Here is a 20057-nt window from a genome sequence, read left to right as displayed (position 1 = left end):
TGATGAAGATACTGTTGCACCTCAACCAACTGGCCCGCATGGCGGCGAAGCGTACCGATCTGGTCGTCGCCATCATGGTGCTGCTGGCAATCGGCATGATGATCCTGCCTCTGCCAACCGTTATGGTTGATGTGCTGATTGGCATCAATCTCGCCTTCAGCTTAATGGTGCTCATCGTCGCGTTTTACATTTCCAAACCTGTCGAATTCTCCGCTCTGCCATCAGTGGTGTTGTTGGGAACATTGTTTCGCCTGTCTCTGACCATCACCACAACGCGTCTTATCCTGCTTCAGGCCGACGCTGGCGATGTCGTCAACACGTTCGGTAATTTCGTCGTGGGTGGTGAGATTGTCGTCGGTCTTGTTGTTTTCCTTGTGATCACCGTCGCTCAATTCGTGGTTATTACCAAGGGTGCAGAGCGCGTGGCGGAAGTCGCCGCACGCTTCACGCTTGATGCTCTGCCCGGCAAACAGATCAGCATCGACAATGAAGTGCGCAACGGCGACATTGATGCCGCCGAAGCCAGGGTCAAACGCCAGAACCTCGAGCGGGAAAACCAGTTCTACGGCGCCATGGATGGCGCGATGAAATTCATCAAGGGCGATGCCATTGCCGGCATCCTCATCATCGGTATCAATCTGATTGGCGGGCTCAGCATTGGTATCTGGCAGCGCGGGCTGTCGTTCGGCGAAGCGGCCCATACCTACTCCCTGCTGACGGTTGGTGACGGCCTGATAGCCCAGATACCGGCACTGCTGGTATCCGTTGCATCCGGCGCTGTTGTGACGCGCGTCGCCTCCCATGGCAACCAGGATCTTGGATCCGAAATCATTGGTCAGCTTGGCGCTGATCCCCGCGCGATTTCACTGGCTGCGGTTATTCTGTTCCTGCTTGCCTTTGTCCCGGGTATGCCCGTTATGGTCTTTCTATCGCTGGCTGCGATAGCAGGAGGGCTCGCATTTTTTCGCAAGCGCCAGATCAAGACGGAGAGTGCCGTTTTTGCGCTGGAGAAGGAAGCAAAGGAAGTCCCGCTTGAAACGCCAGAACCGTCCCGCGAACCGATGTCGCGCCTTGCGGTCTGGCTCGGCGAAGACCTGGGCAAGGCGATTTCTGCGGAAAAATTTGCAACGGGTGCTGATACGATCAAGCGCCGTATCTTTATCGATCTTGGCATCAATATTCCGCAGGCGCAGCTTTTGCTGACGGAAGACGGCGAGAAAAATGATTTCCGCATCGACCTCGAAGGAGTGCCTATCGTCGAGGGTGCGATTGAGCCCGAGCACCTGCTTGTGCTGGATACAGCAACCGATCTCGACTTGATGAGCATCGATTATGAGGATGCCGGGTCGCTCATTGGCCGCAGGCCCACCTTCTGGGTACACAAACAGCACGAGCAATCACTGATTGATGCGGGTGTTACGTTCTACGCACCGGACGCGGTTCTGCTTGAAATTATGTTCCATGCCCTGCGCCGGTATGCCTCGCATTTCGCGGGCATACAGGAGACGAAGGCTTTGCTTGCCGCTTCTGAAAGCCAGTATGGCGAGCTGGTGAAAGAGGCGGTTGAAGTCTCTTCCGTACAAAAAATTTCGGAAGTTCTGCGCCGCCTTGTCGAGGAGGATGTGCCCGTTACCAATATGCGGGCGATCCTGGAAACAATCGTCGAGAATGCGCCACAGATTGAAAGTGCACATCAAATGGCAGAGCTGGTGCGAGGCGGCCTGTCACGTCAGATCAGCCACCGGCGCGCTGAGAAGAACCGGATCATTCCGGTGTTCATCCTGACCCGGCAGATCGAAGAGGCTATCAGAACGGCCTTAAGGCAAGGAAACTATATACAGGATGATGTGCTGAAACCGCTTATCGATCAGGTGACTGCATTGCTGAATTCCGGCGACCCGATGTTGAAGCGTTCTATACTGACGTCAATCGATATCCGCCGGCAGATTTTCAGTATTCTCGCTGGTCAGAACGTGGATATCCCTGTGCTTTCTTATCAGGAAATTGCCTCGGAATTTAACGTGCAGTCACTGGCTACAATCGCACTTCCTGCACCGGACAAGCCGTCATCACTGACGGCGGAACGTAATGACCAGACGGAAACAGCCGGATAGACCGGCAGCAAGGTCGGGGGACCCAGACTAGTGAATGACTTTATACGCAATAGGAAATGGCTCTTTGGCATGAGGCTCGCAGCTCTGCTTCTGGGCGTGATATCAATGATGCTCGTGAACGGAACCGCGTTTGCGCAAACGATCAGCGTTGATGCAATGACCGGCCAGCCATTGAAGCTGACCCAGGGGCAGGGCGTCATCATCCGCTTTGATCAGCCTGTCGAGTCAGTGTTCGTGGCCGATACGCAGATTGCCGATGTTCGCGTTGTCTCGCCGGGAGCCATCTATGTATTTGGCTCTGCTGTCGGCACCACCAATCTTATCGCACTCAATGCAGACCAGAGTCTGCGCGGTACGATGAAGCTGATCATCTCAGGCAATACCGATCCCGCCAAGCAATCTATGAAGACCTTGCAGCCCAACACGATTATCGATGTGAAGCTGTTTGGTGAGAAGACGGTTGCGACGGGGAAAGCCCGCTCGGTGGGCGAGGCGGTGGACACCGAGTCTGTAATCCAATCCTATGCAAAGCCCGGTGTTCCCCCGGTCAACAACACCACGATTCAGGGCGCCAATCAGGTCAACATCCGCGTGCGGTTTGCCGAGGTTTCGCGCAATTCTCTGGAGCGCTACGGCCTTAACTGGAGTGCCCTGATTGATAGCGGTTCGTTTTCATTCGGCATTGTAAAGGGCAATCCACTCCAGACGGGCACCGGCGGGATCAGCGGGCATCTGGGGACGGGAAATGTGAACGTCGATGTCCTGCTTGATGCGCTTCAGAACAACGGCATTTTGACGGTGCTCGCGGAGCCGAATATCACAGCAGTGACGGGACAGACTGCCAGTTTCCTTGCGGGTGGCGAAGTTCCGATCCCGGTCCCGGCGGGCGACAGACAGATCGGTATCGAATACAAGCAATTTGGCGTATCGCTGCAGTTCACGCCATCGCTTCTTCCCAACAACCGCATTTCTCTGCAGGTAAAGCCGGAGGTCAGCACCATCTCGGCTGCTACGGGCGTGACCATCAGCGGGGTCAGCGTTCCGGGTTTCAAGGTTCGCAAGGCGGACACCACTGTTGAAATCGGCAGCGGCCAGACATTCGCCATAGCTGGCCTCTTTCAACGGGAGGAAACACGGGAGCTGGAGAAGACGCCTATTTTGGGTGACGTCCCCATTCTGGGAAGCCTGTTCAAATCGCGGAAGTTTCAACGCAACGAGACTGAACTTGTCATCCTTATTACGCCCTATCTTGTTCAGCCGCGATCCGACAGATCGTTGAAGACGCCACTGGATAGTCCCGGAGGTGTGTTGTCAGCGCCGGTTGCCAAAAAACGGCAGGTTACGAAAAAAGGATATGGGTTCTATGTGGGAGATTAAGAATATGATGGTTATCCCGCATAAGGTCCTTTGTCCGGCCGTGTTGCTTGCCGTTCTTGGTGTAGGCGGATGCATGACTCAGCCTGAACCCTATTCTCCCAACTATCACTATGTCTCCACCGGCCCGGTTGCGGCTGGCGGTAATGGCAAAGTTGTACGGAAAGGCTATGACAAGCCGGGCGCCGTTGCTGAAGGACGCATGCTTGTGCCCGATGCATGTACAACGCCCGACAACACGGCAGATGCGCTTTATCTGCCGTCAGGCTGCGCCAATAATCTCAACCTTCAATTGATGGCCGAAAAGGAAAGCGATCTGGTGCGCGGCCGGGATATGGGACCCGCCATGGCTGCGCCCGTGGCGCGGGCCGCCAAGCGCATTATTGAGGGGGATGAGCGCACAGGCAGCAAACCAACCCAATCCACCACCAATCTCGGCGGCATCTGAATTCGCCGTTATCCTGATGCGATCATACCGATCGCTTTGGCACGGGAAGCGGGGTCTTTGATGGAGATTGCATTGGCTGCCTGTCGCAGGATGGTTTCCTTGCCGGCAGCCGTCATCTCTGGAACATGAACCGCCCGCGCTTCATCGGCCCGGCCGGACATACGCAAAATAACTGCGTAATTGATCAGCTGCCGTCTCTCGACCAAGGGTGAAGCAACCACCTCCTGCATTGTCGAGGTCGCGACCGGGAATTTTCCGCCAATGGCCTGAGCCAATGCAAGATTTGTCCGGGTATCGAGCTTGCCCGGTTCCATTGTAAGCGCCTTGCTGAATGCCGTTTCAGCATTGTCGGTTTGACCCAGCAGGATATAGGCTGTTCCAAGCTTATTATAAGTTCGGCCGGACGGTTTCTGCGTTGCCGCCGCATTGAGCGAGCGAACGGCACCTTGTGCATCCCCGCTCTGCAACTGGATCGATCCCAAGCCTGTGAGTGCTTCGGCATTGTTGGGGTTTGCGGTCAGGATGGTACGATAGACGGTTTCGGCGCCCTCGAAATCGTCGACAGCTTCCCGTGCTTTCGCCAGCCGCAATTGGATGGCCGGATCTGTGGAAGAGGTTGCCGCGCGTTCATACAGTGCAAGCGCTGTTCCGCTGTCGCCGCGCCGCTCGACATCGGCGGCGAGCTTCACCAGCCGGGCCTGATCGGTCATTTGCGGCTGTTGTGTCTGGGATGAGGTGTTGCAGCCGGATAGAGCGAGCAATGCACCCCCCATAAGCCAAGGCATTCACCCAATATAGTGCCATGCGACTCCCCCCCCCCACGAATATTCAGAGCTAACTCAATAGCGCATATGAAGGCAGTTTCACAAGTTTCATATTTTGTTTTGTGAGTATGGTTGTTTGTGGCACAAATGGCGAAGCGAAACGCGGATATGAGCCTTGACCGACACGAGTGAAGAAAAAAATCTGCCGGCGTCAGAGAAGAAAATTGATGACGCCCGTGAAAAAGGGCAGGTGGCGCACAGCACGGATATGGTGTCCGGCGCAACATTGCTCGGTGGAATCGTGTTTCTTTCCAGTATATTGGCATCGCTACAGTTTCGTGCTGAAACCATGTTTGAAGAAGCATCGCGATTTTACGAACAGCCATTCGCGGATGTCTTGTATCGGATGACCCGGATAGCGATCGGCGGATTTCTGACGTCTGTTCTGCCAATTATGATTATCACAATTGCCATCATCATAGTCACAAATGCTGCAATCACTGGTGGCTTTGTGTTCTCTTCAGATCCGTTGAAGCCAGATTTCAGCCGTATCAGTCCAACGACAGGTTTCAAGCGGATATTTTCCCTCAAGAGCGTCGTTGAGTTCTTGAAGGGGATTGTCAAAATTACGTTGCTTGGCGTGGCTTTCATCATCGTGTTCCGGTCGGGTTTGGAGGCGTTGTTCCAGTCGCCTTCCTGTGGCGGCGCCTGCACACAGGAAACGTTTTGGGCGATGGTTCGCCCCTTGGCCATCACGTCGGTCATTGCCTTTCTGATTGTTGGGGCGTTCGACGTTCTTTTGCAGCGCTGGCTGTTTTTGCGCGAAATGCAAATGACGCAAAGCGAACTCAAGCGCGAACGCAAGGATATTGAAGGTGACCCGGCCGTGCAGCGCGAGCGGTTGGCGGAGCGGCGCGCAACCAGTGCGGTGAAGGTTGGTCTCAAGAACAGCTCGCTTCTGATCATAAGCCGCGACCGTCTTGTTATTGGCATACGCTACGCCGCCGGAGAGACGCCGGTGCCGGTTCTGACCTGTCGTTCTACGCCGGAGAATTATCAGGTGATGTTGGCCAGAGCTCAGACATTGGCAATTCCGATGTACGAAGACGAAGAGCTCGCACTGGATCTGGAAGCCGTGAGCCTGGGTACACCGGTACCGGAGCGCAGATTCAGCGCCGTCGCCAATTATCTCGTCGCAGCCAAGGTTATCTAACGCCGGGAGACAACCCTTGCCATCATTAAAGTATTCTGCCGTTCTCGTTATGCTCGCGCTTTTTTTCAGCGCTCAAGCCTCGCATGCGCAGACCAATCCAGACTCCGGCTATCGGACTGAACGCGCCAACGCCATCTCACCCGAATACAGGGACTTTCTGTTTGGCGAGTCCAATCCCGGCACCATGCGGCAAAAGCATCGCGCGGCCCCCGTAGAAGCACCGCGATATGTCACATATTCAGGCAATGAAGCCGAGGGAACGATCATCATCGATACGCAGAAGATGTCGCTTTTACTCGTTCTTGGAGACAAGGCGCTCATCTATCCGATCGGTGTCGGGCGTGAAGGGTTTGCATGGCATAGAGTTGAGCAAGTGAGCCGCAAGGCAAAGTGGCCAAACTGGACGCCGCCTGCCGACATGTTGAAGCGGCGTCCGGATTTGCCGGTTTCCATGTCCGGCGGTCCGGACAATCCTTTGGGGTCGCGCGCTATTTACCTAGGTGAAACGCTTTACCGTATCCACGGCACGAATGAACCAGAAACCATCGGAACAACATCGTCTTCCGGATGTTTCCGGATGTTAAACAGTCACGTCAACGACCTCTACGAGCGCGTCAGGATTGGCGCGAAAGTGGTCGTGATGTGAAGGCATATGAACGCGCCAAAAATCAAACTGCCTGGTCCGGTCGTGCACAGGGCTGACTGTAGCGGAAGTTTCGGGATCAATGGTACCACGATCTTGTCCTGACCAGGTGGAACCGAACAGTATGTGGGTCGTTTCATAGGATTGTCGGAGTATCCGCTATGGCGCCACATACTTTCTGGAAGGGTTATTTGAAATTGTCATTGGTCACATGTCCGGTGACGATGATGCCGGCAACCACGGAGAATGAGAAAGTCCGCTTTCACACCCTGAACCGGACAACCGGTAATCGCGTTGTCAGTGAATACATCGATTCAGTCAGTGGAAAGGCCGTTGACGATGATGATCAGGTCAAGGGCTATCAGCGCGGCGAAGACGAGTACGTCATGCTCGAGGATGATGAATTACAGGCCGTCGCTCTGGAAAGCACACGGACCATCGACATCAATGTCTTTGTTCCAAGCGATAGTATTGAATGGATCTGGTACGACAAGCCCCACTATCTCCTGCCTGACGATCCCGTCGGTGAAGAAGCATTTTCTGTCATAAGAGATGCCATGGCCGCCACGAAAACTGTTGGCATAGCCCGCCTTGTACTTTATCGCCGGGAGCGCGCGGTCATGCTGGAAGCAAGAGATAAGGGCATTATTGTATGGACGCTTCGCTATGGCGACGAGGTGCGCAACAAGAGCGAATATTTCGGTGACATAAAGACCGCAAAACCCGACGCAAAATCCCTTGGTCTTATGACCGATCTGATCAAGGAACGAACCAAACCCTGGGATACATTGATGCTGGATGATCCGGTTCAGGATCGCCTGCTGGATATTATCAGCGCGAGAAAGAAGGGCAGGAAGAAGCCTCCGAAAGCCGAAGTCCAACCGGAACGTCCAAGCAATGTCGTCAATATCATGGACGCGTTGAAGAAAAGTCTCGCTGCCGAAGCCAAGGCCCCGAAGAAGCGCTGACCCAACCTATGAGCTTGGCTTGCGGCCGGGCTTTGCCGCTGGCAGTGGCTTCGCCGCTTTGTGGAAATCCTCCCACGGATTGCTGGCCAATGCGTCGATGCGCGTCATCGCGTTACCGACAGTGAAATAGGCTGGTCCGATGGAAAGATCGAGTTCATCCCAACCAAGCGGCATGGAAACAGGTGCACCTGCACGTGCCCGCGTCGAATAGGGCGCGACAGCGGTCGAACCTCTTTGGTTGCGCAGATAATCAATCAGAATTTTCCCCTGCCGTTTTGATTTCGTCACCGTTGCAACATAGTGGTCAGGATCATCGGCAGCCATGGCATCGGCGATGGCTTTGGTGAAGGCTTTGACGGTTGGCCATGTGGCTTTCGGCTGGAGCGGCGCAACCACATGCAGTCCTTTTCCACCTGATGTTTTAACAAAGGATTTGAGGCCAAACTGCTTGAGCCTGTCACGGGTTTCCAATGCAGCGTCAATGACAGTCTGCCAGCCGACATCTGGACCCGGATCCAGATCCATGATGATCATATCCGGGTGTTCCCAATCCTTGAGTGTTGACCCCCATGGATGGATTTCCAGCACGGCGGATTGAACCAGAGCCATGAGCCCATCCAGATCATTGATGCTGATAAGCGGCTCGCCCGCCTTGTCCTTTGGATCCTTGATCAGATCGATATTGGCATTCAGGCCTTTCCATGCATGCTTCTGGAAAAACAGCTGTCCGTCGATGCCGGACGGACCGCGCAAAAGCGCCAGCGGCCTGCCTGCAATGAAAGGTTCGATGTACCGCCAGGCCTCCGTGTAATAATCAGCCAGTCCCTCCTTGGTGACACCCGCATCCGGCCAATAAATACGGTCGGGATGCGTGAGTTGGACTGTCCGTTTCGGTTGTTTGGGTGTGGCAGACATTTTGCGCGTTTCCCTGATGACGTCCGTTGCTACCTTGTCTTCCCGTAATCCGCGAAACGAAGCGTGACGCAGGCTTCCGTCGGCCGTCCACCCGCGAAACTCAACTTCAGCTACAAGCTCCGGCCTGATGTAACGGATATTCCTGCTCTCGATCGCACTCAGCTTTTCAGCAAAGGGACTTTCCTGAATGCGCAGCCCGCTGAGTTTATGAAACAGCTCTCCCGCCGATTGTGCAGTAAAACCGGTGCCGACACGACCCACATGTTCAAGCTTGCCTTTTGCGTAGACGCCAAGGACCAGTGAGCCGATTGCCTTGCGTGATGCCGATGACGGCGTGTATGCGGCAATGACAAATTCCTGCCGCGACGAGCATTTGGATTTTATCCATGTCTTCACGCGTCCCGACCGGTAGGGAGCATCGCGCTGTTTGGATACGATGCCTTCCAGACCAAGGCGGCATGAATGGGACAGGACAAGTTTGCCATCCTCTTCGAAATGACCGCTGTATTTGATCAAGCCTTCGTCCGATCCGACAACCTGCTGCAAGAGCGATTTTCGTTCGATCAATGGTGCAGCTCTCAAGTCGTAGCCATCGAGGTAAAGCAGATCGAAGGCATAGAAACGGAAACAGCTGCTGTCATCATTGCTCAGCGCTGCCTGCAGAGCGGAAAAGTCTGATGCGCCGGAGGCGTTTTCGACAACGAGCTCGCCATCGATGAGCCCATTGCCAATAGGCAGCGCCTGAAATGCGGAAACCAATTCCTTGCCGAATTTTGCCGTCCAGTCCAAGCCAGTCCGGGTGAAAAGCTTGATCTTCCCCGCATGGATATGCGCCTGCAGTCTGTAGCCATCAAACTTGACCTCGTGAATCCATTCTGCGCCTGCGGGTGGCTTTTGTGACAGCGTGGCAAGGGTTGGCTCAATGAAGCGCGGCAGCGCTCCCTTTTTGGACCCTTTCAACTCGGAAGGATCGAGTTCGACCTGCTCAGTCTTTGATGCCGGTGTCTTCGGCGACTTAAGGTGCCGCTTTTTTCCGCTAATCTTCCCAGTTTTTGACGACCATCCCGGCTCTTCGCCCGCGACTTCATCGATTACACGGCCCGTTTTGACAGATTCCGGCCGTTCTTCCAGTATATCAGGATCGCTTGCGTCCCGTGCCGCATCGTCTTCGGATTTGATAAGCAGCCAATTCTCACGCTTTTCCCGTGGCTTGCGCTGCATGCGCACAAGATGCCAGCGGCCATGCAGCTTCTCACCATGCAGCTCGAATTCGAGATGACCCTTTTGATATCCCTTGGCCGCGTCATCAACAGGCGTCCAATAACCGCGATCCCAAATGATGACAGTGCCGCCACCATATTCGCCCTTGGGAATGGTCCCCTCGAACGCATTGTATTCAATCGGATGATCTTCCACGTGAACGGCTAAACGTTTTTCAGCTGGCACAAGACTTGGGCCGCGTGTAACAGCCCAGCTTTTCATCACACCGTCCATCTCCAGCCGCAGATCATAGTGCAGGCGCGTAGCATCGTGTTTCTGGATGACGAAACTGTTTCCGGCCTTCTTGCCTTTCGAGCCCTTGGGTTCACGCGTTTTCGAAAAATCGCGCTTCTGATGGTATGTCTCCAATACGGCCATGGATCAGCCCGCCTTCTTCTGCGTGGAGGCTGCAGGCTTTTTCACGGATTTCTTTTGACCTTTGGTGCTGGATTTCCCAGCCTTGATACCCGCACTTTCACGCAGCGCCTGCATGAGGTCGACAACCTTGGCTTCGCTTGCGCGTTTGGGAACAGTAAGTGTTTTGCCTTCCATTTTGGCTTTGACCAGATCGGCAAGCGCTGCTTCGTAGCGGTCATCGTACTGCTCAGGATCAAACGTGCCCTTTTTCGTGCCAATAATGTGCTTGGCCAGATCCAGCATTTCACCGCTGATTTTCATTTCAGGGATACTGTCAAAAGCGTCTTTCGCGGAACGTACCTCGTAATCGAAATTAAGCGTCGTCGCGATCAGTCCATTGTCGTGGGCCTGGATGAGAACCGTGCGCATTCGCCGGAACAGAACCGTTCGTACCAGCGCAACCGATTGCGTGGATTTCATGGCTTCGCGAACAAGATTATATACTTCATTCGCGGATGAGTCTGAGGGAGACAGATAGTAGGGCTTATCCATATAGACATCGTCTATGGCATCGACTTTGACAAAGGCTTCAATGGATAATGTCTTGTCACTCTCAGGAACAGCCGCAGCCACTTCGTCCGGTTCCAATACGACATAATCGTCGCTGCCTATTTCGTAACCCTTGACCTGATCTTCGGATTCGACAGGTTTTCCCGTTTCGCTGTCAATGTATTGCCTGCGGACCCGATGTCCAGTGGCCCGGTTTAGCGTATGAAAGGCAATTCGATCCGATGTGGAGGCGGCAGTATAGAGGGCTACCGGGCAGCTAAGCTCGGCAATTTTGAGGAATCCCTTCCAATTGGCACGCGGCACAGGAACACTCCTTGTTTCCATAATGGAAAATGTCTTTGACGCGATTTTGTTCCTCAACACGACGTTTGATTACTTAGGCCCGGGAGAAATGCGTAAAGACGACGGGCCTCTCTATCGATGCAGTTGCCGGGGAACCAAATCCCTCTTTGTAGCTTCTGTTCCAAGGAGTGAGGAAAAACAGTGAGCGATACTATTTTTCTGCACAGAAAGGTCTTTGGTTATCAAAAGGGCACACATGCAGCCAGAATACCGAGAAGCAGCAACTGCATTAGGATTGAAAATCGTCGATCCAGATACGTTTGAAATAAGCCGGCATACATCTTCTAAAGGGATTACCTACATCAGAAATAGTGGACGCGCCGTCAGCGTGGTTCTCAGGAAACGTTTTGACGCCTTGGTTATCCCACCCGCCTGGACTTCTGTTCGATGTTGTGAAGAAGAAGACGGTCACATTCAAGCTGTCGGACAGGACGACCTCGGACGGCGTCAATATATTTATCATTCCAAATGGGTGGATGTTCGAGATCGGATCAAGACCCAGCGTCTTCTCGCTTTCGGAAAAGCATTGCCTCTCATTCGCAAACGGACATCGCGAGCCATCCAGCAAAAGAACTCGAAGGCATCGATTGTCGCTCTTGCGGTGAAGCTTGTGGACAAAAGTGTATTCCGCGCAGGGCATGAGAAATATGCAAAGGATGGTGGCCGTGGCATAGCCACGCTCAAAAAGAGCGATCTTAAAATTGAAGGGAATGTCGCGCGCTTTGTGTTTGCCGGTAAATCAAAAAAGAAGAATTTCGTTGTTGTGGAAGACAAGGGACTGGTTAGGGGGCTGCAAACGTTTTCACGTCGCGGCCGACTTTTTCAATATCAGACGGCACAGGGCTGGCGCGCGCTGCAGGCGACAGAACTCAACGAGTATCTTCGGGAAATTTCCGGCTCCAAAGTCAGCGCAAAGGACTTCCGCACCTTTCATGGTTCGGCGCGGGCGCTGGCTTTCCTTGCCGGAGTTGATGCTAAAACCGACACGGCAAAAAAGCGGGCAATTGCTGCAGCGATGCGGGATGTAAGCACCTTTTTGCGCAATACCCCGGCAGTGACACGGTCAAGTTACGTTCATCCGCTTGTAACAGAAGCCTTCATTCGTAATGAACTCTCCTTTTCCCTATTGCGTGGACCTTTTCGCAAAGGCCTGAACATGGCTGAAACAGCGCTCATGCGTCTGCTTGAGCGCTGCTAAGTGACAAGACCAGTGTCTGAGCCCCAACCTGCGGTGTGTTAACCGGAGCATCAAGCTGTTTGATATCCGGTGATGGCGGGGCGCAAAAAAGCCGCCTGCCAATTTGGACAAGCGGCCTTTGATATCACCACGTGAGTTATTTATACGCGGTCTTTGACCCGGACGAATAGGCTTCATCGTCGTCGCGCTGTTTACCGCCAAGTGCCGCAGCAACGCTTGCAATAAATGCACCGATCAGCAAGGAGAAAGCGCCCATGAACGCTGTGGTTGCGCCAACTTTGCGTGCCTTGTCAGCGGCTTCTTTCGCCGTTGTTTTTGCGGCTTCAATGCGGGCGAGGATTGCATCCACACGTGCCTTGGCATCTGCTTCCGACAAACCGCTGCGTGCGGCTACGACCTGATCGAGATAAGTGCGATCGTCTGCAGGGAGTGTTCCTGTCGCTGCAGCATTCAGCAGAATGCGGGAGACCTGTGATGTGGCGGTTTCGGATCCTTCAGACGAACCGGACCGTATGGTTGCGGGTCGCAAAAGACTATCAACGAAATAGGTTACTGAGGAATCGTTGGAAGCTGATCCCGCAGCCGATGTTGCCGCGCCTGCCGCACCCGAAGCGACTGTCGCCGCAGTGTGAACGCCGCCGCTGATGGTTGATGTGATTGCCGATCCAAGGACTGCAACAATAAACAACGTCGACAAAGCCCAAGCGATAAAGCCGTGTGCCGTATCGCGAAAGTACACTTCGTCATTATGGACACCAGACCATTTCGTCCGTAGCCGCCCCGTCAGGTAACCGCCAACGCCAGCTGAAATCCACTGGATGACAATGAGGCCAATGGCCGTTGAGACTGCAAAGGTTGCCGCTGACGACCCTTCGGAAGCCCAAGGTGAGACCATGGTCAATCCGAAGCCCGAGCCCAAGAGTGTAAGCAGGATCGTGATTGCGACGGCTGCTACGGCACCGGCGATGATCGGTCCCCAGCTGACGGCGCTTGCACTGGATTCTATGCCGGAACTTGCCCCAGCGTTTAATTCTGTGAGGGACATATCGCTCTCCTATCGCATGAACAGGAAGAGGATAAGAATGATTGGAAGTGGAACTCCGAGTAGCCAAAGAAGAATGCCGCGTCCCATAGAAACCTCCTGCATGTTTTTAATGTGCCAAGGCATTGTTGCCTCTGTGGCGGAGAACAGATGCTTCTGTCTCCCGCTCTTCATTAAAGGGTTATTGCGGGCAATTGGTTCCATGCGGACATAAAGCGGGCTTCAACAACGCCATGATGGCGTTGTTGAAGCCATAGTCTTAGGCCAAGGTACGTACACTCGGCTCGCGTGCCCAGTATCGCTTAGTGGCTGCTTCCACGAAACCTTTGGTAACATCCGTCACACCCTCATCAGGCGTAACGCCCGCTTTATCAAGCAACGGCTTGGAGTCGGCAGTGTATCCAATCGCTTTCAAATGTCCGAAGGCATCCATCACCCATTGGAGTGCTGCTCCTTCTTTTAAAAGAGTTTCAGTTGCGGTTTTCGTTGTCAAAACGGCAACTGCGTCAAACAGCTGCGAGGGCGAGCCCTGCAACTGACCGTCGGCTTTCATTTTCTTGCCATCGGACAGGGTTGCTCCACCGATCTTTGGAGCCACGACTGCACATGTGGCGCCGGCTTTCTCGATGGATTTTTTAAGTGTGGCCAAAGCTACAGCATCTGTACCGTCTGCTACAAGCACGGCAATCGTGCGGCCTGCCAAAGTCTCCTTCATATTGGCATGGATACTCAGAGCAGGTGAGGGAGCCATATCGACGGGCGCACGCGCAGCGACGTTCTTTTTCGGCAAGTCTATACCAAGACCATTTGCAACACGTTTCGCCAGATCCTCGTCGACGTTGCGCAAATTGGCGACCATACGTGGCGCGACTTGCTCAAGAACCACTTTCGACAATTCGAAGACAAATGACGACGCGATATGAGCTTGTTCCGCAGGCTGTTGCGACTGCCAGAACAGACGCGCCTGGCTGTAATGATCGGCGAACAGTTCGGCACGAATGCGCAGTTTGTCACCCTCTTCGCTATGCTCAGGCCGTCCTTCGAATGTGCTGAAACCCGTCACCGGGCATTCACGCGGGCCGCCTTCCTCGTTGTGATCAGCCAAGCTGTTTGGCTCATAATTGGCACGTCCCTTGGGAACATTCATTTGCATCTGACCGTCCCGTTGAAAATTCATGACCGGGCATTTCGGTGCATTGATGGGCAACTGATGAAAATTTGCGGTCCCGAGCCGGGATTTTTGTGTGTCGAGATAGCTGAAGAGCCTGCCTTGAAGAAGGGGATCATTGGAGAAATCAATGCCTGGAACAATGTTGGCCGGGCAATATGCAGCCTGCTCGGTTTCCGCAAAGAAATTGTCCGGGTTGCGGTCAAGAACCATCCGCCCGACTAGCCTGATCGGAACGACCTCTTCGGGAATGAGCTTTGTGGCATCGAGTACGTCATAGGGCTGAGCATCAGCAAATTCCTGATCAAACAACTGCATGCCAAGCTCCCATTCCGGGTAATTGCCGGATTGGATGGATTCCCAGAGATCGCGGCGATGATAATCATTGTCTGCCGCCTGAAGCTTCAATGCCTCATCCCAGACCGTCGACTGAAGTCCAAGCTTTGGCTTCCAATGGAATTTGACGAAAGTCGATTTGCCCTTCGCATTGACCAGCCGGAAGGTGTGAATGCCGAAACCTTCAATCATACGCAGCGACCGGGGAATGGTGCGATCGGACATGGCCCACATCAACATGTGGGTCGTCTCCGGCATCAGCGATGCCCAATCCCAGAATGTATCATGGGCACTTCCGGCTTGCGGGAACGCGCGGTCAGCTTCCATCTTTACCGCATGCACCAAATCCGGGAACTTGATGGCATCCTGAATGAAGAAGACGGGAATATTGTTGCCGACGAGGTCCCAGTTTCCTTCTTTGGTATAGAACTTGACAGCAAATCCCCTGACATCCCGGGGCGTATCAACCGACCCTGCACCACCGGCAACCGTGGAAAATCGCGTAAATAGCGGGGTTTTCTCACCCGCCCGCTGAAAGATGTCAGCTTTTGTGATGTCAGCCAATGATTCATAAAGTTCGAAATATCCGTGTGCGGCCGAGCCACGGGCATGAACAATGCGTTCGGGAATACGTTCGTGGTCAAAATGAAAGATCTTTTCGCGCAGAACGAAATCTTCCAGCAATGTTGGTCCACGTTCGCCGGATTTCAAACTGTTCTGATTGTCTTTGACCCGGATGCCCTGATTTGTCGTCAGATGGTCCGTGGCATTATGTGGACCTTTCTCCGGCACATGTTGATGGGTCTCGCCGCCATTGCCTCGATCGGTGTCGAATGTGCTTTTCATGAGAAAATGCTCCGGTTTGATTGAATACAGTCTAACGGCGCATGACAGCTATGGTTCCTGATTGCAGAGGCAACGAGAAATAACAGGCGCGGCAGAGTATCTGGAACCATCTCGCCCTTGCACGGTTATCCATAAAACCGGAGGCACAAATGCGTATGCAACCAGTACTCATCGGAGTTGCTGTCCTCATCATAGGTTTGGCAGCATATTTTTGGCTCGTACCGATTCAGGAGCCGTCCCGAGGCAAGCCTGCCCCGCATGCCCTCGACCAGTCTGCCGGGGAAGGAACCCGGTGATGGAAGATTTTCTATGGGTACTTGCTCTGGTGGGTGGTCCCGTTGTGCTTGGCGCTGTGATCGCTCTTGCAATGCAAGTGCGCGGTGTCAACTCATCGCGAGTGCAGATGCATAATTCCATGCGCAGTGAAGAACCGGCCGATCGCTTGACCGAACTTGAAACAAAGGATTCATTCCATGCCAACGAAACCCGATGATAAAGACAGATCGACTTTCCGCCCTGAGCCGGAAGAAATTGAAGATCAATTTTTGAATGAAGATAGGATTGCAGAGGACGAACTGGCAATTCAAGGCGAGCACCTGGTGGAGTCGGAGGACGCAGGCGATTTATCCGAGGATGATGACGATAATTCGTATCAGGAAAGTGACGAGGCCTTGCCCGATGACGATGAGGAGCGTGAAATCGCCCGCGATCCCGAGCGGGAGGGCCGTCGTTTCAACGATTAGAATGCGGCGAAAGCACTGGCATTGAGGGATGTGTCGGCAAGTTGAAATTGCCGCCAATCCTCGAAACGCAATGATGGATTGTTTCTCCTTGAAACTATTTTGATTTGTTGAGTTCTATCCAGGCCGGTGCATGGTCGCTTGCATGGTCCCAACCACGAACTGTTCTGTCCACTTTTGCTTGATTGAGACCTCGCGCCAGCGCAGGACTGACAAGGAAATGGTCAATCCGCAAACCTGCGTCGCGGGCAAATGCGTTGCGAAAGTATTTCCAGAAAGTGTAGACGCGTTCATCCGGGTGAAGGTGCCGTAACGCATCAATCCATCCCTGCGCGACCAGCTCGTGAAATGCTGTTCGGACCTCCGGACGAAACAGCGCATCATCCCGCCACCGTTCAGGGGCATAAACATCCAGATCCGTCGGCATGACGTTATAGTCACCGGCCAGCACCACCGGGACTTCAAGAGCCAGCAGTTCGGCCGCATAAGCCGTCAGCCGTTCGAACCAACGTAACTTGTAATCGAACTTTGCGCCGGGGGCAGGATTGCCATTGGGAAGGTATATGCAGCCGATGACGATGCCATCGATCGCGGCTTCGATATAGCGGCTGTGATTGTCTCCAGGCTCTCCCGGCAATCCTCTGCGGGTCTCAATGGGAACCATGTCGCGGGCCAGAATGGCAACACCGTTCCAGCTTTTTTGCCCATGCCAAACCGCCCCATAACCCGCCCGTTCGAGCTCGTCTGCCGGAAACTTTTCGTTCGGCGCTTTCAACTCCTGCAAGCAAACCACATCCGGTTCACATTCATTGAGCCATTTCAGTAGTACAGGCAGCCTCCCGTTGATCCCGTTAACGTTGAAAGTTGCGATTTTCACGGCTCCGTACTCCTGCTCCTCCATGTCAAATGCCCATCGGCCTGAAACGTTCCGGCGGTGGCCGGCAAGGCTCGCCATGTGGAACTGAACCTGCCGCGCGGCGTTAGGGAGTCGATTAAAGGGAGGTACTATTATGATATATGCGACAATCGCAGGCCCGCTCACTCCTCACGAATATAAAACGCCTCAGCAACGCCATGATCACTGCATGGAAGTCCTGCGCGAGAGATTTTTGGGAGAAGTCTCGACGAGCGATATTCGGGTTATTGCTGACGAAGCCGAGATAAGCGGCTGGAGCTATCATGAAGTGCGGCGAGCCATTGACTCTCTCGTAACCGAGAAGGCGCAACACGCCGGCGTGGAGCCGTGCTGATGCACACCCTCCTCTTTGAGCCCGTTACAATAGAAATGAAGAGTTCGGGGGAGCAAAGGATTATTCATTCGGTGGAAGAAGCGGCCGAATTTTTGTTGATCGATTGGCCCGCCCGGCATGGACCGACTTATCTTGCTGCGCAAAAGGTATGTCTGGATGCGATGGAGGGGCAGCAAAGCATAATGGACGCAAGGGCCGCTTTCGTTGAGGCAGCGAAGACCGCCGATATATTTGTGAATGGTTCTTGATGGAACAACTTCCCCGATTGAACATTTCATGATTATGGAAAAGAACACGTTTGACTATGTCACCGTGAAATCAGCGCGGAGCGGACGCATACTTGTGGTGCGCGATGCCCGCGATGCTCTGACCTTGCTCACGCAACACTGGTCGAAAAACCCAACTGCAAGACATGCCGCTGCCTGTGAAGCATGTCGAAGTGCTATTGCAGGCACAACATCCGGCCACAATGCGCGAATTGCCTTTGTGGAAGCGGCGCAGGAAATTCATATACTGGTCGCGGAGCGGACAGGCCCGCAAATGATCGCCCCAGCGATCGAGCAGAAAATATCTGCCCATGAGCCCAACAAGCAATCTTGACGCGTTTCAATCCGCGTCAGAGGCTCTCGTCACGGTGTCACAGCTCAATCATGACGATATATGCCGCCCTTAAACGCAGGCCACGGCTTTCTGCCCTCCAAGTTCATTCAATTGGATGACACTGGCATCGATTATGCGTTGGCCCGTTTGATGCGCCGTTCCGCGTGCTCCGTGAGGCGTGTTTGCAATATCCCGAAATCCGCGCCCGCAGTACCGGCTATCTGCAGGGATGCATCCCTGTAGGCTCCTCTGGCGGGATTGGCGCGGATGCGTTTTCGCATCAAGCGCAACCGTACATAAGTCGCCAGGATGCCTGCAACCGCGTGGACGCTTTTCCAGCCGATCTTTGGATAGAACAAAATTGCCGGTTCGATTGCCATGCCGTGCCGGCGTTGACGGCGGCGGCGAATCCGGAATATCCCGCCCTCCATCGCCGAAACGTCTTCGAGGCGCTGGGTCTCGCGATGACAAATGAGGCGATGCATCGTCGTCAGCGGTGCCGGGGCGCCCAGAACATGGCGCCGCTTGAGAATGCGCTCCATATGCTCCCAGCTGTAGAAACTCGCATAGGCATCGCGGTAGGCCGCCTCCCAGTCTTCATCCGTCATGCGGTTGTGATGCGTGACCCGATGCGAGAGTGTGAACTTGTTGAGGTCTCCATCAATCCAGTCGCCCCGATCGATCGCCTTGCGGTGATCTTCGCACCCGGGAAGAGGCGTCAGAAAATTCACATAGAGGATATCAATAGGCATCGTTTCCTTGATCTTTTCGATATCGGCCATGATGGAGTCATAGGTATCGTTCGGGAATCCAATAATATAACCGCAGGTGATCAAGGCGCCGGATTGACGCCAGGCCATGAACATTTCCTGATATTCCTCGATGCGGTTCTGGCGTTTCTTGCTGTATTCGAGGCTGTCAGAGTTGATATTTTCGAGCCCTATGAAGATTTGGTTCGCGCCCGCCCGGCAAACTTTCTCGATGAAGTTCGGAATATGATGGGCAAGCGTATCGACCTGGATGGTGAAGCTGATACGCAGTCCCTCTTCACGCAATTTGAGCACCCGGTCGATCAGGGGTTCCCAGTTCTTGTTGCGGGCAAAATTGTCGTCGGTAAGGAAAAAGCGGGTAACGTTACGGGCAGCATTATTGCGGATGATCTGCTCCAGGTCGTCTGGCGTGCGGAACCGGCTCTTGCGGCCTTGGACATTGATAATGGTGCAGAACGAACACTCGAAGGGGCAGCCGCGCCCAAGATCGAAGCTTGAGAACCTTCCGACGCTGCGCTCGATATCAGCCTCGGCGGTAACCGGAACCGGAGCGCCTGCCAGATTAGGCGTGTGCTTGAGGTAATTGTAGAGCGGCTTGAGCGTGCCCGCATAGGCATCGCGCAGCACGTCATCGATGCGGCCATCCTCGGCCTCGCCAGCGAACAAACTCACTCCCAGATCGATTGCCTCTTGCAATTCCGGTGTCAGCCCCGGCAGCATCGCCAGACAACCTGAGACATGGAACCCGCCAATACAGACCGCAATGCCCTCGCGCCTGAGGATGCGGGCAATATCGAGCGCACGCGGATATTGGTTGGTCTGGACCCCGACAAGCCCGACAAAAACCGTGCGGTCTCCGCGCCGAGCTGCGGCGATAATATCCTCAAGCCTGATATCAGCGTGAATCTCATCCCGGGCATGCACGGTGATGCCGACGCCCTCGCCGAGCACGTTGCGGGTTGCCGCATCCTCGACGATGCCGGTCAGGCAGGCAAGCGAATTGCTTGGGACGAGAGAACGCCACCATTGCAACGGGTAGCCGTCGAGATCGTAACGCGTTGGCCTGATCAGGTGAACATCGAGCATGAAAGGGGCCTATATTAAGGAGTTTCATGGAATATTAAATGAAGCCTAGCGTT

19 protein-coding genes are annotated in these 20057 nt (G+C 54.1%); 12 read left to right on the top strand and 7 right to left on the bottom strand.

Features of this window, described 5'->3' with window-relative positions; all coding sequences use genetic code 11:
• Positions 1 to 2: 2 nt before the first annotated feature.
• The 3 genes from sctV (at position 3) to HB779_RS21015 (ending at position 3936) form a co-directional block, all read left to right on the top strand.
• Positions 3 to 2114: a type III secretion system export apparatus subunit SctV gene (gene sctV / locus HB779_RS21025; RefSeq protein ID WP_188346289.1), complete on the top strand. Its 2112-nt coding sequence runs from the start codon at positions 3 to 5 to the stop codon at positions 2112 to 2114.
• Positions 2115 to 2219: 105 nt separating this feature from the next.
• The gene (locus HB779_RS21020) at positions 2220 to 3491 is read left to right on the top strand and encodes a type II and III secretion system protein family protein (protein WP_244642800.1); all 1272 of its coding nucleotides are present in this window, start codon (positions 2220 to 2222) and stop codon (positions 3489 to 3491) included.
• A gap of 73 nt (positions 3492 to 3564) precedes the next feature.
• Positions 3565 to 3936, top strand: a complete 372-nt coding sequence (locus HB779_RS21015; RefSeq protein ID WP_244642798.1) for a hypothetical protein — start codon at positions 3565 to 3567, stop codon at positions 3934 to 3936.
• 8 nt (positions 3937 to 3944) lie between these two features.
• Here HB779_RS21015 and HB779_RS21010 read toward each other — a convergent pair whose 3' ends face one another.
• Positions 3945 to 4709, bottom strand: a complete 765-nt coding sequence (locus HB779_RS21010; RefSeq protein WP_256440680.1) for a lipopolysaccharide assembly protein LapB — start codon at positions 4707 to 4709, stop codon at positions 3945 to 3947.
• 166 nt (positions 4710 to 4875) lie between these two features.
• Between HB779_RS21010 and HB779_RS21005 the strand changes: the two genes are divergently transcribed.
• From HB779_RS21005 to HB779_RS20995, 3 genes are all read left to right on the top strand, one after another.
• Positions 4876 to 5913, top strand: a complete 1038-nt coding sequence (locus tag HB779_RS21005) for an EscU/YscU/HrcU family type III secretion system export apparatus switch protein (RefSeq protein WP_188346286.1) — start codon at positions 4876 to 4878, stop codon at positions 5911 to 5913.
• A 16-nt stretch (positions 5914 to 5929) separates the two neighbouring features.
• A complete protein-coding gene (locus HB779_RS21000) occupies positions 5930 to 6559 on the top strand; it encodes a L,D-transpeptidase (protein ID WP_244642794.1) in 630 nt (209 codons plus the stop codon).
• Between the two features lie 158 nt (positions 6560 to 6717).
• Positions 6718 to 7524, top strand: a complete 807-nt coding sequence (locus tag HB779_RS20995) for a Ku protein (protein ID WP_188346285.1) — start codon at positions 6718 to 6720, stop codon at positions 7522 to 7524.
• 6 nt (positions 7525 to 7530) lie between these two features.
• Here HB779_RS20995 and ligD read toward each other — a convergent pair whose 3' ends face one another.
• Positions 7531 to 10077: a DNA ligase D gene (ligD, locus tag HB779_RS20990; protein ID WP_188346284.1), complete on the bottom strand. Its 2547-nt coding sequence runs from the start codon at positions 10075 to 10077 to the stop codon at positions 7531 to 7533.
• A 3-nt stretch (positions 10078 to 10080) separates the two neighbouring features.
• Positions 10081 to 10929 carry a Ku protein gene (locus tag HB779_RS20985; RefSeq protein WP_371823952.1) on the bottom strand — a complete coding sequence of 283 codons (849 nt, stop codon included), beginning with the start codon at positions 10927 to 10929 and terminating at the stop codon, positions 10081 to 10083.
• Positions 10930 to 11164: 235 nt separating this feature from the next.
• Between HB779_RS20985 and HB779_RS20980 the strand changes: the two genes are divergently transcribed.
• Positions 11165 to 12166: a DNA topoisomerase IB gene (locus tag HB779_RS20980; RefSeq protein ID WP_188346282.1), complete on the top strand. Its 1002-nt coding sequence runs from the start codon at positions 11165 to 11167 to the stop codon at positions 12164 to 12166.
• Positions 12167 to 12302: 136 nt separating this feature from the next.
• Here the strand turns inward: HB779_RS20980 and HB779_RS20975 are convergent, their stop codons facing one another.
• Both HB779_RS20975 and HB779_RS20970 read right to left on the bottom strand, forming a co-directional pair.
• Positions 12303 to 13211 carry a hypothetical protein gene (locus HB779_RS20975; protein ID WP_188346281.1) on the bottom strand — a complete coding sequence of 303 codons (909 nt, stop codon included), beginning with the start codon at positions 13209 to 13211 and terminating at the stop codon, positions 12303 to 12305.
• A 256-nt stretch (positions 13212 to 13467) separates the two neighbouring features.
• Positions 13468 to 15558 (bottom strand): catalase, encoded by a 2091-nt coding sequence (locus HB779_RS20970; protein WP_188346280.1) that lies wholly within the window; start codon positions 15556 to 15558, stop codon positions 13468 to 13470.
• A gap of 295 nt (positions 15559 to 15853) precedes the next feature.
• Here HB779_RS20970 and HB779_RS20965 point away from each other — a divergent pair, with 295 nt between their 5' ends.
• Positions 15854 to 16051 carry a hypothetical protein gene (locus HB779_RS20965; protein WP_188346279.1) on the top strand — a complete coding sequence of 66 codons (198 nt, stop codon included), beginning with the start codon at positions 15854 to 15856 and terminating at the stop codon, positions 16049 to 16051.
• A complete protein-coding gene (locus HB779_RS20960) occupies positions 16032 to 16301 on the top strand; it encodes a hypothetical protein (protein WP_188346278.1) in 270 nt (89 codons plus the stop codon). The genes HB779_RS20965 and HB779_RS20960 overlap by 20 nt, the downstream gene beginning before the upstream one ends.
• A 94-nt stretch (positions 16302 to 16395) precedes the next feature.
• Here HB779_RS20960 and xth read toward each other — a convergent pair whose 3' ends face one another.
• Entirely contained in the window at positions 16396 to 17175 is a 780-nt protein-coding gene (xth, locus tag HB779_RS20955) for an exodeoxyribonuclease III (protein WP_188346397.1), read from the bottom strand.
• Between the two features lie 133 nt (positions 17176 to 17308).
• Here xth and HB779_RS20950 point away from each other — a divergent pair, with 133 nt between their 5' ends.
• Genes HB779_RS20950 through HB779_RS20940 form a run of 3 tightly spaced genes read left to right on the top strand, consistent with a single transcriptional unit; the run spans position 17309 to position 18148 of the window.
• Positions 17309 to 17548, top strand: coding sequence for a hypothetical protein (locus HB779_RS20950; RefSeq protein WP_188346277.1), 240 nt, complete (start codon positions 17309 to 17311; stop codon positions 17546 to 17548).
• Positions 17548 to 17796 carry a DUF982 domain-containing protein gene (locus HB779_RS20945; protein WP_188346276.1) on the top strand — a complete coding sequence of 83 codons (249 nt, stop codon included), beginning with the start codon at positions 17548 to 17550 and terminating at the stop codon, positions 17794 to 17796. The genes HB779_RS20950 and HB779_RS20945 overlap by 1 nt, the downstream gene beginning before the upstream one ends.
• A 28-nt stretch (positions 17797 to 17824) precedes the next feature.
• Positions 17825 to 18148, top strand: coding sequence for a DUF982 domain-containing protein (locus tag HB779_RS20940; protein WP_188346275.1), 324 nt, complete (start codon positions 17825 to 17827; stop codon positions 18146 to 18148).
• Between the two features lie 131 nt (positions 18149 to 18279).
• On the opposite strand, the gene HB779_RS20935 is transcribed toward HB779_RS20940, so the two are convergent.
• Positions 18280 to 20004, bottom strand: coding sequence for a radical SAM protein (locus tag HB779_RS20935; RefSeq protein WP_188346274.1), 1725 nt, complete (start codon positions 20002 to 20004; stop codon positions 18280 to 18282).
• Positions 20005 to 20057: the final 53 nt, after the last annotated feature.

The organism is Phyllobacterium sp. 628, from assembly GCF_014189505.1.
GTDB lineage: Bacteria > Pseudomonadota > Alphaproteobacteria > Rhizobiales > Rhizobiaceae > Phyllobacterium.
Note: the sequence above shows the minus strand (reverse complement) of the source record. Positions and strands in the feature narration are given on the sequence as shown.

Coding starts and splice junctions, on each gene's coding strand:
- HB779_RS20970 (WP_188346280.1), bottom strand. CDS start 15,558: ATGAAAAGCACATTCGACACCGATCGAGGCAATGGCGGCGAGACCCAT.
- HB779_RS21015 (WP_244642798.1), top strand. CDS start 3,565: ATGACTCAGCCTGAACCCTATTCTCCCAACTATCACTATGTCTCCACC.
- HB779_RS20950 (WP_188346277.1), top strand. CDS start 17,309: ATGATATATGCGACAATCGCAGGCCCGCTCACTCCTCACGAATATAAA.
- sctV (WP_188346289.1), top strand. CDS start 3: ATGAAGATACTGTTGCACCTCAACCAACTGGCCCGCATGGCGGCGAAG.
- HB779_RS20965 (WP_188346279.1), top strand. CDS start 15,854: ATGGAAGATTTTCTATGGGTACTTGCTCTGGTGGGTGGTCCCGTTGTG.
- HB779_RS20995 (WP_188346285.1), top strand. CDS start 6,718: ATGGCGCCACATACTTTCTGGAAGGGTTATTTGAAATTGTCATTGGTC.
- HB779_RS20935 (WP_188346274.1), bottom strand. CDS start 20,004: ATGCTCGATGTTCACCTGATCAGGCCAACGCGTTACGATCTCGACGGC.
- HB779_RS20960 (WP_188346278.1), top strand. CDS start 16,032: ATGCCAACGAAACCCGATGATAAAGACAGATCGACTTTCCGCCCTGAG.
- ligD (WP_188346284.1), bottom strand. CDS start 10,077: ATGGCCGTATTGGAGACATACCATCAGAAGCGCGATTTTTCGAAAACG.
- HB779_RS21020 (WP_244642800.1), top strand. CDS start 2,220: ATGATGCTCGTGAACGGAACCGCGTTTGCGCAAACGATCAGCGTTGAT.
- HB779_RS20980 (WP_188346282.1), top strand. CDS start 11,165: ATGCAGCCAGAATACCGAGAAGCAGCAACTGCATTAGGATTGAAAATC.
- HB779_RS21010 (WP_256440680.1), bottom strand. CDS start 4,709: ATGGGGGGTGCATTGCTCGCTCTATCCGGCTGCAACACCTCATCCCAG.
- HB779_RS20940 (WP_188346275.1), top strand. CDS start 17,825: ATGATTATGGAAAAGAACACGTTTGACTATGTCACCGTGAAATCAGCG.
- HB779_RS20975 (WP_188346281.1), bottom strand. CDS start 13,211: ATGTCCCTCACAGAATTAAACGCTGGGGCAAGTTCCGGCATAGAATCC.
- HB779_RS20945 (WP_188346276.1), top strand. CDS start 17,548: ATGCACACCCTCCTCTTTGAGCCCGTTACAATAGAAATGAAGAGTTCG.